We start from the raw sequence: 14380 nt of genomic DNA, 5'->3' as shown, positions 1-14380 counted from the left end.
ATCGATTCATTTCGGCCAATCATTTTGCAAAAAAGTGATCAGCTCGGATAAAGAAATCGGTTTTGAATAAAAATAGCCTTGAACGATATCACATGACTCTTCCTGCAGCAGCCGAAATTGACGCTCATTTTCAACACCTTCGGCCACAACCTTCAAATGAAGGCGATGCGCCATCGTAATAATGGCTTCCACAATCGAAGCATCATCCTCGTCTTCATCCATCAGCTGAATAAAGCTTCGGTCGATTTTCAGCTGGTCAATAGGAAATCGGCGCAAATAACTGAGCGACGAATACCCTGTCCCAAAATCATCAATAGATAACCGGAAGCCGAGCCCTTTTAACTGGTCCAGCTTTTGGATGGAAGACTGTGCGTCTGGCATAACGGTACTTTCTGTTAACTCCAGTTCGAGACGCTCCGGCAGAATATTTTCTTCATATAAAATAGCTTGGACGGTTTCCACAAATCCATCCTGTAAAAATTGCAAAGCCGATATATTTACCGCAATTGGTAAATCGGTAAACCCATGTCGGCTCAATGTATGTAAATCACGGCATACCTGCCTTATAATCCATTTTCCAATTGGAATAATCAGGCCGGTTTTCTCTGCCAGCGGAATAAAAACAGCAGGCGGCACATAACCATAATGCTTATTATGCCATCGAAGCAGCGCTTCTGCACCCGCTGCTTTTTTAAAAACTGCATCAACCTGCGGCTGATAATGAAGCATCAGTTCATTTCGCTCAATGGCACGGCGCAGCTCCATTTCCATGGTCAGGGCTTCTTTCGTTTCCTCGTTCATCTCTTCACGGTAAACCGAAAAACGGTTCCGCCCTGTTTGTTTAGAATGGTCCATGGCTTTGTCTGCATGCCGAATTAACGTTTCCACGTCATGGCCGTCTTCAGGAAAAAAACTGATGCCCATACTCGTTGAGATATAAATATCCTGCCCTGCAATATGAAAAGGAGCCGAAAAAGAGGAAATTACTGCTTCCGCCAGCTGAAAAGCCTCGCGTTCGTGATGGAGATGGGTCAGTGTAAGAGAAAATTCATCTCCCCCGAGCCTGGCGATCATATCTTTATTGCCAAGCAGCCGTTTCAGGCGGCTGGTTAAATCCATCAGCAGCTCGTCTCCCGCTTTTTGACCGAACGTATCGTTAATTTGTTTGAAACGATCCAAATCAAGTAAAAATACAGCTAATTTTTGATTGTATGTTTGAGAAGTTTCTATCACAGAAGCCATTCGCGTATAATAAGCGTAACGGTTGGCCACTCCCGTTAAAGCATCCTGATGGGCCAGTCTTTTTGCTTCTGCTTCTGCAGAGCGCTGATCGGAAATATCGGTAAAAACACCAATATAGTGTTCCGCTTTTCCCTGGTCATCATGCACGGCCAAAATGGTCAGCCACTCTGGATAAAGCTCACCGTTGCGGCGCCGGTTCCATATTTCACCGCTCCATTGTCCTTTTTGGGTGATGGTTTTCCACATTTGTTCATAAAATGGGCGATTGTGCAGGCCCGACTGTAAAAAGCTCGGCTGTTTTCCAATCACTTCTTCTGCTTTGTAGCCAGTCACTACTTGAAACGCTGGATTTACAAATAAAATGACACCCGTTTTATCCGTAACCATAACGCCTTCACGGATGTAGTTAACGATTAATTCATTAATTTGTTTTGGATAATCCTTCATAAAAAGGAGTCAGCTCCCCCGCCAAATAGAACAAAAGCTCCCCTATAAAGGAGAGCTGTGTTAGTTAGATTTCATAAACCCTGAATAACGTTCTGTAAGCCATGTTTTGTACCATTGTACTACAAACGGCCAGGGTATGGCCTCGTACTCCGGTGGCAATCATCTATCTGCGAAACACCTATATGTTTCACCTTTCCATTCGTTCGTTTTCGTCCGGAAAGTGCCCCTACCAAAATTTGGGTTGCTCACTCACGGGGTTTACCTCGTTCCACCTTTGCCATTTCTAGCAAAGCTACGTCACTGTGGCACTTTCAAGGTATTCACACCATATCCAAGAAGGACGTAGGTGTTTTCCCTGCCGTCAGCAAAATAAATTGCTGCCCTGGCTTATGGTTTCGCCAGGCGTGATCACTACAGGCATCACAGCACTGTGTGAGCATGGACTTTCCTCTGCGAGCGCAAGACTCACAGCGATTACCCAAACGTTATTCGATTTCGTTCCTTATTATAAAAGAAACCGCGAGATTTCGCAATGGTAATTTATTCATTATGGAGACGGTCGCCAAAAACGTGGCGTTCCAAATTCGATAAGCGTTTTAAAATATCGAAATTGGTTGATCCCGGAGCCGGCTGCTGCTGGCGAATTGGCGCTTCCGGAATCGGCTTCCGGGCTGAAATCGTGCTGTTTTCTTTTTTCAAGCGCAAGTTTTCCTGCTGCAGCTCTTCAATTGCCTGCTGAAATACTTCATAGTCTTTTATGACAAGGTCTAAAAATTGATCTACTTCATCCGGGCTATAGCCCCGCATCGATGTTTTAAATTCTTTTTCCAGGATATCTTTTCCTGTTAACTTAAGTTTATCCGACAACATTGCCTTGCACCACCTTCATCGCATCCTGCCTATTTTTTCATTAATTGTTTCAAAAACAGGGTCGTTTGTCAATCGGAAAGCAGGCAGACAAGAGGTTTTTTTCTTTCCTTATAACAATGCGTAAAAACTATCTTTTAAGTTTGTTAATACGAATGCAGTTAAGCCGACAAACACGAAAAATAAAAATAGAATTGCACGATACAACCTGTCATTCACCCCATATTTATAGTTTATCTCAAAAACAACCATTTATCATTTTACGGTGTTTTTAAAAAAGTTACAACTATATGACAGTCATTTTCGGGTTATTTCGACAACTTTTTTTCAAGCCGGCACAAACGGTGTAACAGCGCGGCTTCAACTGCCGGATTTTCCTGCTTTTGCTGCAGGGCCCATTTGGTTTCTCTTGCCGCCATCGGAACATCCTTCCATTTATGCTCATACAGCTTGGCCAGCTCAACGGCTGCTTCGATGGAGCGGTCCGCCCCAGCCTGACGGACACGGGTAAACAACTGCACCGCTTCTTCAAAAGAATGTTCCTTTTTCAGCTGCATCGCAAGCCGGAACGCCGCATCTAAAGCGACGTCGTCCCGGCTGCTCTTGGCAGCGTTTTGAAAGGATTCTTTTGCTGCCGCACGGTTTCCTGATGCTTCAAACCACTTCCCTACCTCAAGAGTCGTTTGGTCATCGCTTCCTCCTTCTTCATCAAGCACGAGACGGCTGATATGCGTATATAAAGTAATTAAGCTTAAAATGTCGCGCTCGTTGTGCTTCATCACCTGCAGGACACCCTCTGGATCTCCCCGATCGATAAAATCAAAATAAATAATCGGTGCCAAATGGCCGGGAACATCATTCACCCGTTCGAGTCCGAGGTGCTCTTTTTCTACGTTGACAAGCTTAACCGAATCCATTGTATGCTTAAAAAGCCGGCGGGATGCATGATAAAGGTCAAAATGCCCAAAAGCCGGCAGTGCCGGCACCCGCTCGCGCACAAACGTATGACGTGACTTTACCTGCGGCCAGTCAAATGATTTCCCATTGTACGTTACCAGGGTCGTATAGTCCGTTTCCTGCAGAAATTTCGCATACAGTGCCGTTTCATTGCCTGGAGAAGGGAGAAAAAATTGCTTAACCGTCACTTGATGGTCATGAATGCGCGCAGTTCCAAGTAAAAAAATAACACTTCCTGAACCGCTGAGCCCGGTCGTCTCAATATCAAAGAAGTATAAATCAGATGGATGAAATCCTTTAGCCGACAGTGGATGATGTCCACTAAAAGATGACCACTGTGCTATCGTTTTTTGCGCCTCACTAAATGTATACAAGCCGTGGAGCGTGTCGAGCGGATGGTGCGTTTCACGCGTGATGCAATATTCCCCTTCAAATTCAAACAGCTCGGCTCCCGCTGCTCTCCACGTCTCCCAATGCCGAATCTCTTTTGGTGCTTCCACTTTTTTAGCAGCCGGTTTTTCCCCATCACGTACAATATGCTTTTTCTGCCGCTGCAGCTTTTTCATTAAACTCATTGTTAGCCCCCTTAAAACCGGTTGAGCAGCTCAATGCTTTTTTGCTTCACATTCATTCCCTCAAACCCCATGCCAACGCAGGAAGGACAGCCGTTTTCACACGGACATCTGCGAATCAAATCAATGGCTGCCGCCTTGACACTGTCGAACCGCTTGTACACATCTTCTGCAAGACCGATGCCGCCCGGATAATGATCATATAAAAAAATAGTCGGCAGTCCTGTATGGGCCGCTTTAATTTGTGAAACGACGTGAATATCACTCCGGTCGCACATAGTGTGGATGGGCACCACATGGTGCAGAACGTTCGCAATGCCCATGAGCAAATGTTCCAGTGATTTTTCAGGCTCATCGATTTTCAGCTCCAGCCAGACTGCACTCGTATGAATTTCTTCTTCCGGCAGTGTAATCGGCCCGGAGCCAATGTTTTCGAAAGTCGTCAATTTAATTTTTTTAAAGATGGTCGGCAATATATTCACCGTGACGTCACCGTAATGAACAGAGGAAAGCGATTGCTCCCGCGTCCGGTCTATTTCCAGTACTTTCAGCTGAACCGCCAAATTAGCATCTGTATAATATTCCACATCCACCTGGCGGACGTATGCTTTTTTATGCTCCCAATCCAGCTTTTCTACTTGAAACTGCACTCCTTCGTGCAAATAAATCGCTTCATCGTGCAAAAGCGTCATCGCGCTGAGCCGGTCCATTTCGCCGATAATCTTTACATTAGCTGTTTCAGTCTGATCAACAATAACGACATTTTCCTGTGCAGCCGAGCGAAGAGAAATATTGGTCGCCGGAAACGATTCATGAGACCAGTGATATTTGCCTCCATTGTAATGAAGAACCCGCTCCTCCTGCAAATATTCCAGGATTTCGCCTACCTCCATCGGGCCGAACAGTTCGTCTTCCCGAAACGGCAGCTCGTACGCTGCGCACTTTAAATGATCGACTAAAATAATTAAATTTTCGGCATTAATGCGGGCTGATTCAGGATTTCGCTCAAAGAAATAATCCGGATTTTGCACGACATACTGGTCAATCGGCGCCGAGCCTGCCACCATAATGATGACTGCTTCACCATGACGCCGCCCGGCACGGCCGGCCTGCTGCCAGGTGCTTGCGATGCTGCCCGGATAGCCGGTCATCACGCAGACCTGCAGCTGCCCAATATCGACGCCAAGCTCTAGCGCGTTCGTACTGACCACGCCTAAAATGTCTCCGCTTCGGAGCCCCTGCTCAATCGCACGCCGCTCCTTCGGCAAGTAGCCGCCCCGGTAGCCGCGGATCGTTTTCGGGCCGATCTCCCGCTTCACCAGTTCCTGAATATGACTTAAAATCACTTCAACCCGGACCCGGCTTCTCGCAAATACAATCGTTTGAATGTTATTTTTTAAAAATTCCTGCGCCAGGCGGTTTACTTCAACGGTCGCACTACGACGAATATTCAGCGGTTCATTCACAACCGGCGGATTATAAAAAACAAAGTGCTTCCGCCCCCGTGGTGCTCCATTGTTGTCGATCAGCCGCATCGGCCGGTTCGTTAACGCTTCAGCGAGTTCTTTCGGATTGGCAATCGTGGCAGACGTACAAATAAACTGCGGGCTGCTTCCGTAAAAAGCACAAATACGCAGCAGGCGGCGAATTACATTCGCAACATGGCTGCCGAATACACCGCGGTACGTATGCAGTTCATCAATGACGATATATTTTAAGTTCTCAAACAAACTGACCCATTTTGTATGGTTTGGCAAAATAGCCGAATGAAGCATATCAGGATTGGTCATCACAATATGCCCCGCCTGCCGGACTTTTTGGCGGATCGTCGGCGATGTATCTCCATCATAAGTAAAGCTTTTAATATCGGCACCCATTTCAGCAATTATTTCGTTTAATTCACTTTTTTGATCCTGTGCCAGTGCTTTCGTCGGAAACAAATAAAGAGCCCTGCTTGTTGAATCTTCCGCAATTTTTTGCAGGACCGGCAGATTATAGCAAAGCGTTTTGCCCGAAGCGGTCGGGGTCACTGCTACAATATTTTCTCCTTTTTGCACAGCTTCTAAAGCTGAATACTGGTGGGTGTATAACTCGCGCACCCGGCGTGCTTCCAGTGCCCTTTTCAGCCGCTCATCTAAAAAAGCCGGCATCGGACGTGTTTTTGCTTCTACTGGCTCCAATTCATGCCAGTGGATGACATTTTCATCCTGCCGCAGCTCTTCAATCATCTCTACAAGTGTTTTTTTCCACATTGCCCTGCTGGCACCTCTTTTCCTGCTGCTTTCGATCTTAAAAATCGGTTCTTTTCCTTCTATCTTATCGAACAAACGATCTTTTTAAAAGCAAAAAAAAAGAACGCTTGAATGCGCTCTTATTTTTCCAAGTTATGATAAAGCGATTCAAGCACGTACAGGGCTGAATCTGCTGATTGAATAAACTTTGCTTTTCCTGTATCAAAAAAATGGGCATGAGCACCAACCCGCCGGGCGTTATCAGCTGCCTGGATAATCTGGGCAGCATGCACGTATTTTTGCGGATGCTCTTTTAAATACGAAAGCGCCGCTTGTTCCCAAGCGTCCGCTGCAGCATCTACCTCGTCTGCAAACGGCTTTACGGTTTTGAAAAAATCAGCCGGTTCCTTTGTTTGGCGGCCTGCTTCAAAAATAGCTTTCGCTTGTTGGATTAATTCCTGTAATTTCACTGTTTGATCGCCTAAAGACACGTTCTACCCTCATTTCATATTGAGCCAGCTGCTGGCTTCAGCGGCATCACTACATCTCCGCACAAAAAGCGTGCTCCTTCTTCCACTAGAAGCAAACGGTTATGAACCCGCTCTGCGTGGATGCGAAAGCCGGCAATTTTGCGGCTTCGTTCGTCTGCCACCCTCATTTTCAATCGCTGCTCAAGCTCTAATGTATCTTTTTCCAATTGTGCCAGCTCTTCCATCCACTCTTGCTTTGTCATTCCCGTCACCCCTTTGCTTTGTTGACTAGTAAAATTCGCCGCCGGAAGAAGATCTCCTTCCTGCTTGACAAAACTAGTGAACACACGGCAAAGAAAGCGGCAATCCGACAATTTACGCAAAAGTCATGCCCTTTTTCTTCATTAAAAACTGAAGCGCGTGACGGAACGTTAAAAACGTATTCAAATCCGGACGAATCCGCATGCCGCTTCGCATAAGCTCCTGGGTGAACGCTGGTGTAAATCCGACTAAAAATGTTTCAGCACCCATCAAGTTTAACGAACCAACGAGCTGATCGATGGACTGCCCAAGCAGCTCGGTTTCTTCAATTTCTTTTTTGGTAATGGCCGTAAAGTCAATAATAACGGTTTCTATTTCGTTTTGGTAGCATGCATCCATCAGTGCAGAAATAATAAGCTCAAATCGTTCCTGCGACATTTTCCCGGTCAATGGTACTAATATTGTTTCCGGGATAATAGACGGAATAATCGGAGCGGACGTATCCTTCACTAACTGCTTGTATTCGGCCAGCTCTTTTTTTAAAATTCGTATTTCTTCTTGAAGAGCTTCAATCTCTTTGGCTTCTTTTTTCATTGCACATCCCCTGCTTTTATCATGATTCTATTTATCTTAATATACTAGCCGAATGACCGTCGCTTTTCAATGTTCTGCTTCCGGAAAAAGGCATAAAGGAATATGTCTTTTCAAACAGGCGATTTGTTCGCTCATGTGGTATGATATTGATTGGATTCAAGAGGAGGGAATGAGATGGCGATCCGCTATCCGAATGGAAAAGAATATACGCAGCCCGCTCAATCGTCCCAGGCGAAGCAGCAGAACAAGAATCCTGTTTTTTCAAACCGCGGCATGACGCTTGAAGACGATATTAATGAAACGAATGCGTATTATTTGGGCCGAAATATGGCGGTCATTCACAAAAAACCTGTTCCCGTTCAAATTGTACGGGTCGACTATCCAGCCAGAAGCGCGGCTGTCATTAAGGAAGCTTACTTCAGGCAGGCTTCTACAACAGATTACAATGGGGTTTATAAAGGAAAGTATATTGATTTTGAAGCGAAAGAAACGAACAGTGAAACGTCGTTTCCGCTCAAAAACTTTCACGCCCACCAAATTGCCCACATGAAACAAGTGGACGAGCATGGCGGTATCGCTTTTGTAATTATCCGTTTTTCTAAAACGGACGAGCTCTTTTTTCTGCCGTTTCATGCATTGAATGCTTTCTGGGAACGTATGCATAACGGCGGCCGCAAGTCTATTACAAAAGCAGAGCTCACCAGCTGCAGTATCGAGCTGACACTGGGCTTTTCTCCGCGCATTCCATTTTTGGATGCCGTGGAAGATGTATACTTTTAATTTTGAAAGTGAGGAAAAGAGACAAATGTCTGGCGAATACAAATCAAGAACTGAAAAGCGGAACCAGCAAAAGAAAAAGCCGGCCCGCGCACAACGAAAAGCAAAACCAGCCAAATCACCTTCGAACAAAAAACGTTCGATCTTCAAACGGGTTTTTCTCGGCCTGCTTTTAGTTGCTTTACTCGTTTTGATCGGTGGTGCAGGACTGTTTGCTTATTACGTAAAAGATACACCGGAAATTGATGAATCACTTCTAAAAGATCCGATTTCATCAAAAATTAATACCGATGACGGCAAACTGTTGACCAATGTTGGTGCAGAACGCCGTGAATATGTGAAATATGACGATATTCCTGCTTTGGTCCGCGATGCCTTTATCGCAACGGAAGACAGCCGCTTTTTTGACCATCACGGAATCGATCCGATGCGCCTTGCCGGTGCAGCAGTGAAAAACGTGACAAACGGCTTTGGCTCACAAGGGGCCAGTACGATTACCCAGCAGGTTGTTAAGATGTCTTTCTTGACAGCTGATAAAACGTTGAAGCGGAAAGCCCAGGAAGCTTATCTTGCTTACAAACTGGAGCAGAAATACTCCAAAGAAGAAATTTTTGAAATGTATGTTAACAAAATTTATATGTCGGGTACTCCGGCGGTGATGGGTGTTAAAGCAGCTGCCGATTACTACTTCGGTAAAGATTTAGATGAATTGACCCTGCCGGAAGCAGCTTATCTTGCGGGGATGCCGCAAAGCCCGAATAATTACAATGCCTTTAAGCATCCGGAAAGTGCGGAAAAGCGGAAAGACGTTGTTCTCTCTCTCATGAACCAGCATGACAAAATTTCTGAATCCGAAATGAATGAAGCACAATCCGAAAACATTACTGATTTCCTTGTTGAAGAACCAACGAACAAATCAGGTGTCGACAAAGAATATGACGCTTTTGTTGACCAGGTAATTGAAGAAGTAGAAGATATGGGCTACAACGCCTACACAGATGGACTGACGATCGAAACAACGCTTGATAAAGAAGCGCAGGACTTTATGTATGAGCTGTTAAACAGCGATGAGTACATTGACTACCCGAGTGAACTTTTCCAGGCCGGTATCGTTTTAACAGATACGGAAACCGGCGAGATTCGGGCGATTGGCGGAGGCCGCAACCAGGAGGTCGAGCGCGGCTTCAACTACGCGACCGATAACCGGACGCAGCCAGGCTCAACGATTAAGCCTATCTTGGATTATGGCCCAGCGATCGAATATTTAAAATGGTCAACGTATGAACAAGTTGAAGACAGCCCGCTTCAATATACAAATGGCGGTTCCGTTGGAAATGCGGGCGGCTCTTACGCAGGTATGATGTCTATGCGCGATGCGCTCGCCCGTTCAAAAAATACACCGGCCGTCCGGACGTTCCAGGAAGTCGGCTTTGACGACGCTTATGAATTTGCCGGCAAGCTCGGCATCAATTTGAAAAATGAATTTGAATCCTATGCGATTGGCGGAATGGATGGCGACGAAGGGATTTCACCGCTGCAAATGGCCGGCGCTTATGCTGCATTTGGAAACGGCGGTATTTACAACAAACCGCATACGGTTAAACAAATTACACTCGCAGACGGCACAGTCGTTAAAAATGATATTAAATCCGAACCAGCCATGAGCGATTACACGGCTTATATGGTTACGGATATGTTAGAAAGTGTTGTAGACTATGGAACCGGAACGGCAGCGAATATTCCTTCGCTTCATATGGCCGGTAAAACCGGAACAACGAACTACACGCAGGATGAGCGCGAGAAATACAATATTCCATCCAGCGCTTCTCCAGATTCATGGTTTGTCGGCTATACAACGAAATATACAGCGTCCGTTTGGACAGGTTATGAAAAACGCAATGAGTACTTGTCCAAGGACAGCCAGCAGATTGCAAAACAGCTGTTTAAAGAATTGATGACAAAAGTATCTGAGGACGTAGATACACCTGATTTTGAAAAACCAGACAGCGTCATTGAACTGCCAATTGTCAAAGGATCGAATCCAGCAGTTGTGGCAGGAAGCGGTGCTTCAGACAGCGATGTAACATATGAATTATTTGTCCGCGGCGAACAGCCGAAGCGTTCTGCTCCGAAAAAGGAAGAAGAACCGGAAGAAGATGAGCAGACAGAAGATGAAGAACAAACAGAAGAAGAAACATCCAGCGGTGAAGTAACCGGCTTATCGGCAACCGCAGACGAGAGCGGAAATATGTCTGTTTCATGGTCCTATAGCGGTGAAGGCAGTCCATCCTTCAGCGTATCAAATGGATTGGAAACACAGTCTATCGGCGGCTTCTCAACCGTCTTTGGCGGCGGACAGCCGGGGCAGACATACTCCATCACGGTCACAGCCATCGTCGACGGCCAAAGCGTTGATTCGGCTTCTACATCTGTAACCGTTCCTGGTGGTGAAACAACAGAACCGGAACCAACAGAACCGGAACCAACGGAACCGGAACCAACAGATCCTGAACCAACAGAACCGGAACCAGCCGATCCTGAGCCAGCCGATCCGGCTCCAGCAGATCCTGAGCCAGCCGATCCGGCTCCGGCAGATCCTGAGCCAGCCGATCCGGCTCCGGCAGATCCTGAGCCTTCTACTCCACAGCCAAGCACGCCTTCCACAGGCAACAACGGCAATGGAAACGGTAATGGAACTGGTAATACAAATGGAAACACTGGCGGCAATACCAGCGGTACTACTGATGGCGGTACTGGTACAACGCAAGGCAATGGTTCAGCTGAACCAGCACCTGACGTTCAAACCGAAACACCATAAAAAAATCCCCGATGAGATTAAACTCATCGGGGATTTTTTATTGCGTAAACAGCGGCGGCTTTTTTCAGCTCTGTCATCAGCTCGATCAGCTGGCGATAAGCCATGTATGTGTAAGGACGGTTATCAATATAAGTGAACCGCTCCAAAAAATTAATCGGCTTAACCGCAAAATTCGCTTGTTTTTCTTTCCAAAGCACCGGGGCTGCCGGCTGTCCGTTTACCCAAAACAGCGCCATAAAAAACATGGCCAACAGCGCATCCACTTCTTCTTTTACATCTTTACTGCGTATACGCTGTTTTTCATCAAGTGCCTGTTCCATCTTTGCCCAGGCAGACTCAAGCAGCGGGAGACCGCTTTTTTCACTCTCCCACGGTTTTTCTCCGCCCAATTCATATTTAAAATATGGATATACACAAACGGATTCGGGCAGTTCTGCTTCCCCTTCAGTTGAAAAATACCGAAGCTCTTCAGGGATCCTTACTGTCATACACGCGTGCCTCCAAGCTTCATACGTTTTTTTCCTTCCCGGCATATATCAAGCAGCGGACATTCCGGACAGCGAGGTGCCTGCGCTTTACAGTGATAGCGGCCGAAGAAAATCATTCGATGATGTGTATCTGACCATTCTTCCTTTGGAATTTTGCGCATAAGCGTGTTTTCCACTTCGGTTACATTGTCCTTCCAGCGGCAGAAAGCGAGCCGCTTAGACACCCTCTCTACATGTGTATCAACCGCGATAGCAGGAACACCGAATGCAACAGAAGCTACAACATTGGCGGTTTTTCGGCCGACACCCGGCAGCTTAACAAGCTGATCCTGTGTGTCAGGGACAATACCGCCAAAATCCTCCAGCAGCATCCGCGACATTTTTTGAATGTTTTTCGCTTTGTTTCGGTACAATCCAATGGAGCGGATATCCTGCTCCAGCTCTTCAAGCGGAACCGCTAAATAATCTTCCGGCGTTTTGTATTTCTCAAACAGCCCTTTGGTTACTTTGTTGACGAGCGCATCCGTACATTGCGCTGACAGTGCGACTGCTACGGCCAGCTCAAACGGATTTTGGTGATTTAATTCGCAGTGTGCGTCCGGAAACATCTCAGCAAATGTATCCAGGCAGCGGCGAATTTGAATTTTGTTCAGCATATTGATCTGTTCTCCTTACTGCTCCAGCCAGTTGTAAAACGGGACGGCATGTTCGGAACGGGAAATTTGTTCGGTTCCAGTGGGTTTACGAAACTTTTTCCCCTGCTCGCGCGCCTGCTCCACCGTTTTAATCCCTTGCTTTTTCCATTCAAATAAAATGCGGTCAATATAGCGGAAGTTCAATTTCATAGACAGAACTGCTTCTCTGAGCGCTGCTTTGATCACAGGCGGCTCATGGCCATCCTGGTCAATCCAGAGCGCCAATGTTTCACATTCAATAGAGGAAAGCGGCCGGCCGAATTCTTCTTCAAATAAACTGTATAAGTCTTTTTCTTCAACCATAGCCTGCTGCACCGACTGGCCTCTCGCATCTGATTCAAAAATGGAAGCCAGCTTGTGCCAAAGAGGTTCCAGCGAATAAAACTCATAGCCGGTCTGGCTGCCCTGTTCGATTGCGACGACCTGCTTTTGAATCAGCTTTTTCACGCAGCCTGCACAGTCAGAAGACGACATCGACATACGGTTCGACAGCTCTTCAAAGCTCGGGAAGGTAATGCCTTTTTGCGCATATGCGTAAATATGCAGCAGCACCATCATTTCCTGTTCATTTAAGGACAGCCGCTTGTAGTTTTCCAACAGAACGTTCGGAATGCTTGTTGCACCCTTTTCCATCCAGCGAATCATCATTTCTTTTTCTTTCATGTTCATTCCACCTCGACCCTTTGCAATGCTTCATATTATACTAGGACACGGAAAAAAAGAAAAGCCGCCCGAATGGACCGCTTTTCTAATCGATATTACCCTTTTTGGTTTGATTTTACATAATCCGCAATGCGCTCAACTGCTTTTTCCAGCAATTCAAGTGATGTCGCATAGGAAAGACGGATATTATCCGGTGTGCCAAAGCCGCTGCCTGGCACTACCGCTACATTTGCTTCTTCAAGGAGTGCTGTCACAAAGTCATCCACATTTGCGTGACCTGTTAGGGCCGCTGCTTCTGTTACATTCGGGTACAAGTAAAAAGCACCTTGCGGCTTTAAGCATGTAACCCCTGGAATTTCATTTAATTTCGCATGAATAATATTTAAGCGTTCTTCAAACGCTTTTTTCATCACTTCTACAGGCTCCTGCGTGCCTTTATAAGCTGCAATCGCACCGTATTGAGCTGTCGACGTCGGATTGGATGTTGAATGGCTCGCAAGGTCTGTCATCGCTTTGATCACTTGCGCATTACCAGCCGCATATCCGATGCGCCAGCCTGTCATGGAGTGAGATTTCGATACTCCGTTAATCACAATCGTTTGCTCTTTTAATTCAGGAGACAATTGGGCGATCGATACATGCTTGTTGTCGCCGTATACAAGCTTCTCGTAAATTTCATCAGATACAATCCAGATATTATGGCGGAGGGCCACTTTTCCTAACGCTTTCAGCTCATCCGCAGAATAAAGCATGCCCGTTGGGTTGGATGGAGAATTGATAATCACAGCTTTTGTTTTTTCTGTAATAGCAGCTTCAAGCTGATCCGGTGTAATTTTAAAATCGTTGGATTCTTTTCCGTCAATATAAACCGGAACACCATCTGCAAGCTTTACCTGCTCAGGATAACTTACCCAGTAAGGTGTCGGGATGATCACTTCATCGCCTTCGTTTAAAATCACTTGAAATAAATTGTAAAGAGCATGCTTCGCGCCTGTTGTGACAATAATTTCGTTTGCTTTATATGTAATGCCCTGATCCTGCTGGAATTTCTCAATAATCGCATTTTTTAATTCCGCTAAACCGCCAGCCGGTGTGTATTTCGTCTGGCCGCCTTTTAACGATTCATAGGCTGCTTCAATAATATGATCCGGTGTATTAAAGTCCGGCTCCCCAGCTCCAAGGCCAATCACGTCTTTACCCTGTGCTTTCAATTCCTTCGCTTTTGCTGTAATCGCCAAGGTTGTTGAAGGGGTTAATGCTTTTACGCGTTCTGCTAATTGTACATCCATGAATCCATT

13 protein-coding genes and 1 other RNA gene are annotated in these 14380 nt (G+C 46.0%); 2 read left to right on the top strand and 12 right to left on the bottom strand.

Features of this window, described 5'->3' with window-relative positions:
* Window positions 1–6: 6 nt before the first annotated feature.
* From RRU94_RS15335 to RRU94_RS15300, 8 genes are all read right to left on the bottom strand, one after another.
* On the bottom strand, window positions 7–1689 hold the full coding sequence (locus tag RRU94_RS15335; protein WP_315695445.1) for a putative bifunctional diguanylate cyclase/phosphodiesterase: 1683 nt from the start codon (window positions 1687–1689) through the stop codon (window positions 7–9).
* A 90-nt stretch (window positions 1690–1779) separates the two neighbouring features.
* Window positions 1780–2175: RNase P RNA component class B (gene rnpB / locus RRU94_RS15330), an RNA gene on the bottom strand.
* 54 nt (window positions 2176–2229) lie between these two features.
* Window positions 2230–2559 carry a cell division regulator GpsB gene (gene gpsB, locus RRU94_RS15325; protein ID WP_315695443.1) on the bottom strand — a complete coding sequence of 110 codons (330 nt, stop codon included), beginning with the start codon at window positions 2557–2559 and terminating at the stop codon, window positions 2230–2232.
* A 305-nt stretch (window positions 2560–2864) separates the two neighbouring features.
* Entirely contained in the window at window positions 2865–4088 is a 1224-nt protein-coding gene (locus RRU94_RS15320; protein ID WP_315695441.1) for a ribonuclease H-like domain-containing protein, read from the bottom strand.
* Between the two features lie 11 nt (window positions 4089–4099).
* Window positions 4100–6337, bottom strand: a complete 2238-nt coding sequence (locus RRU94_RS15315; protein ID WP_315695439.1) for a DEAD/DEAH box helicase — start codon at window positions 6335–6337, stop codon at window positions 4100–4102.
* Between the two features lie 119 nt (window positions 6338–6456).
* Entirely contained in the window at window positions 6457–6807 is a 351-nt protein-coding gene (locus tag RRU94_RS15310; protein WP_315695437.1) for a DUF1798 family protein, read from the bottom strand.
* Between the two features lie 14 nt (window positions 6808–6821).
* Window positions 6822–7049, bottom strand: a complete 228-nt coding sequence (locus RRU94_RS15305; protein WP_315695435.1) for a hypothetical protein — start codon at window positions 7047–7049, stop codon at window positions 6822–6824.
* 112 nt (window positions 7050–7161) lie between these two features.
* Window positions 7162–7641: an STAS domain-containing protein gene (locus tag RRU94_RS15300; RefSeq protein WP_315695433.1), complete on the bottom strand. Its 480-nt coding sequence runs from the start codon at window positions 7639–7641 to the stop codon at window positions 7162–7164.
* A gap of 174 nt (window positions 7642–7815) precedes the next feature.
* Here RRU94_RS15300 and recU point away from each other — a divergent pair, with 174 nt between their 5' ends.
* Window positions 7816–8421 carry a Holliday junction resolvase RecU gene (recU, locus tag RRU94_RS15295; RefSeq protein WP_315695431.1) on the top strand — a complete coding sequence of 202 codons (606 nt, stop codon included), beginning with the start codon at window positions 7816–7818 and terminating at the stop codon, window positions 8419–8421.
* Window positions 8422–8446: 25 nt separating this feature from the next.
* Window positions 8447–11236 carry a transglycosylase domain-containing protein gene (locus RRU94_RS15290; RefSeq protein WP_315695429.1) on the top strand — a complete coding sequence of 930 codons (2790 nt, stop codon included), beginning with the start codon at window positions 8447–8449 and terminating at the stop codon, window positions 11234–11236.
* 23 nt (window positions 11237–11259) lie between these two features.
* Here RRU94_RS15290 and RRU94_RS15285 read toward each other — a convergent pair whose 3' ends face one another.
* The 4 genes from RRU94_RS15285 to RRU94_RS15270 form a co-directional block, all read right to left on the bottom strand.
* Entirely contained in the window at window positions 11260–11724 is a 465-nt protein-coding gene (locus RRU94_RS15285) for a YpoC family protein (RefSeq protein WP_315695427.1), read from the bottom strand.
* The gene (gene nth, locus RRU94_RS15280; protein WP_315695426.1) at window positions 11721–12380 is read right to left on the bottom strand and encodes an endonuclease III; all 660 of its coding nucleotides are present in this window, start codon (window positions 12378–12380) and stop codon (window positions 11721–11723) included. Before nth ends, RRU94_RS15285 begins: the two co-directional genes overlap by 4 nt.
* Before the next feature lie 15 nt (window positions 12381–12395).
* Complete coding sequence (locus RRU94_RS15275; RefSeq protein WP_315695424.1) at window positions 12396–13082, bottom strand: DnaD domain-containing protein; 687 nt, start codon at window positions 13080–13082, stop codon at window positions 12396–12398.
* 95 nt (window positions 13083–13177) lie between these two features.
* The gene (locus RRU94_RS15270) at window positions 13178–14371 is read right to left on the bottom strand and encodes a pyridoxal phosphate-dependent aminotransferase (RefSeq protein WP_315695422.1); all 1194 of its coding nucleotides are present in this window, start codon (window positions 14369–14371) and stop codon (window positions 13178–13180) included.
* Window positions 14372–14380 lie beyond the last annotated feature (9 nt).

The organism is Domibacillus sp. DTU_2020_1001157_1_SI_ALB_TIR_016, from assembly GCF_032341995.1.
In the GTDB taxonomy this organism is placed as follows: domain Bacteria; phylum Bacillota; class Bacilli; order Bacillales; family Domibacillaceae; genus Domibacillus; species Domibacillus indicus_A.
This window is presented reverse-complemented; position numbering and strand designations above follow the sequence as displayed.

Bases quoted from the DNA above. Each gene is read 5' to 3' on its own strand.
- gpsB (WP_315695443.1), bottom strand. From the start codon at position 2,559: ATGTTGTCGGATAAACTTAAGTTAACAGGAAAAGATATCCTGGAAAAA.
- recU (WP_315695431.1), top strand. From the start codon at position 7,816: ATGGCGATCCGCTATCCGAATGGAAAAGAATATACGCAGCCCGCTCAA.
- RRU94_RS15300 (WP_315695433.1), bottom strand. From the start codon at position 7,641: ATGAAAAAAGAAGCCAAAGAGATTGAAGCTCTTCAAGAAGAAATACGA.
- RRU94_RS15285 (WP_315695427.1), bottom strand. From the start codon at position 11,724: ATGACAGTAAGGATCCCTGAAGAGCTTCGGTATTTTTCAACTGAAGGG.
- RRU94_RS15290 (WP_315695429.1), top strand. From the start codon at position 8,447: ATGTCTGGCGAATACAAATCAAGAACTGAAAAGCGGAACCAGCAAAAG.
- RRU94_RS15270 (WP_315695422.1), bottom strand. From the start codon at position 14,371: ATGGATGTACAATTAGCAGAACGCGTAAAAGCATTAACCCCTTCAACA.
- RRU94_RS15335 (WP_315695445.1), bottom strand. From the start codon at position 1,689: ATGAAGGATTATCCAAAACAAATTAATGAATTAATCGTTAACTACATC.
- RRU94_RS15275 (WP_315695424.1), bottom strand. From the start codon at position 13,082: ATGAAAGAAAAAGAAATGATGATTCGCTGGATGGAAAAGGGTGCAACA.
- nth (WP_315695426.1), bottom strand. From the start codon at position 12,380: ATGCTGAACAAAATTCAAATTCGCCGCTGCCTGGATACATTTGCTGAG.
- RRU94_RS15315 (WP_315695439.1), bottom strand. From the start codon at position 6,337: ATGTGGAAAAAAACACTTGTAGAGATGATTGAAGAGCTGCGGCAGGAT.
- RRU94_RS15305 (WP_315695435.1), bottom strand. From the start codon at position 7,049: ATGACAAAGCAAGAGTGGATGGAAGAGCTGGCACAATTGGAAAAAGAT.
- RRU94_RS15320 (WP_315695441.1), bottom strand. From the start codon at position 4,088: ATGAGTTTAATGAAAAAGCTGCAGCGGCAGAAAAAGCATATTGTACGT.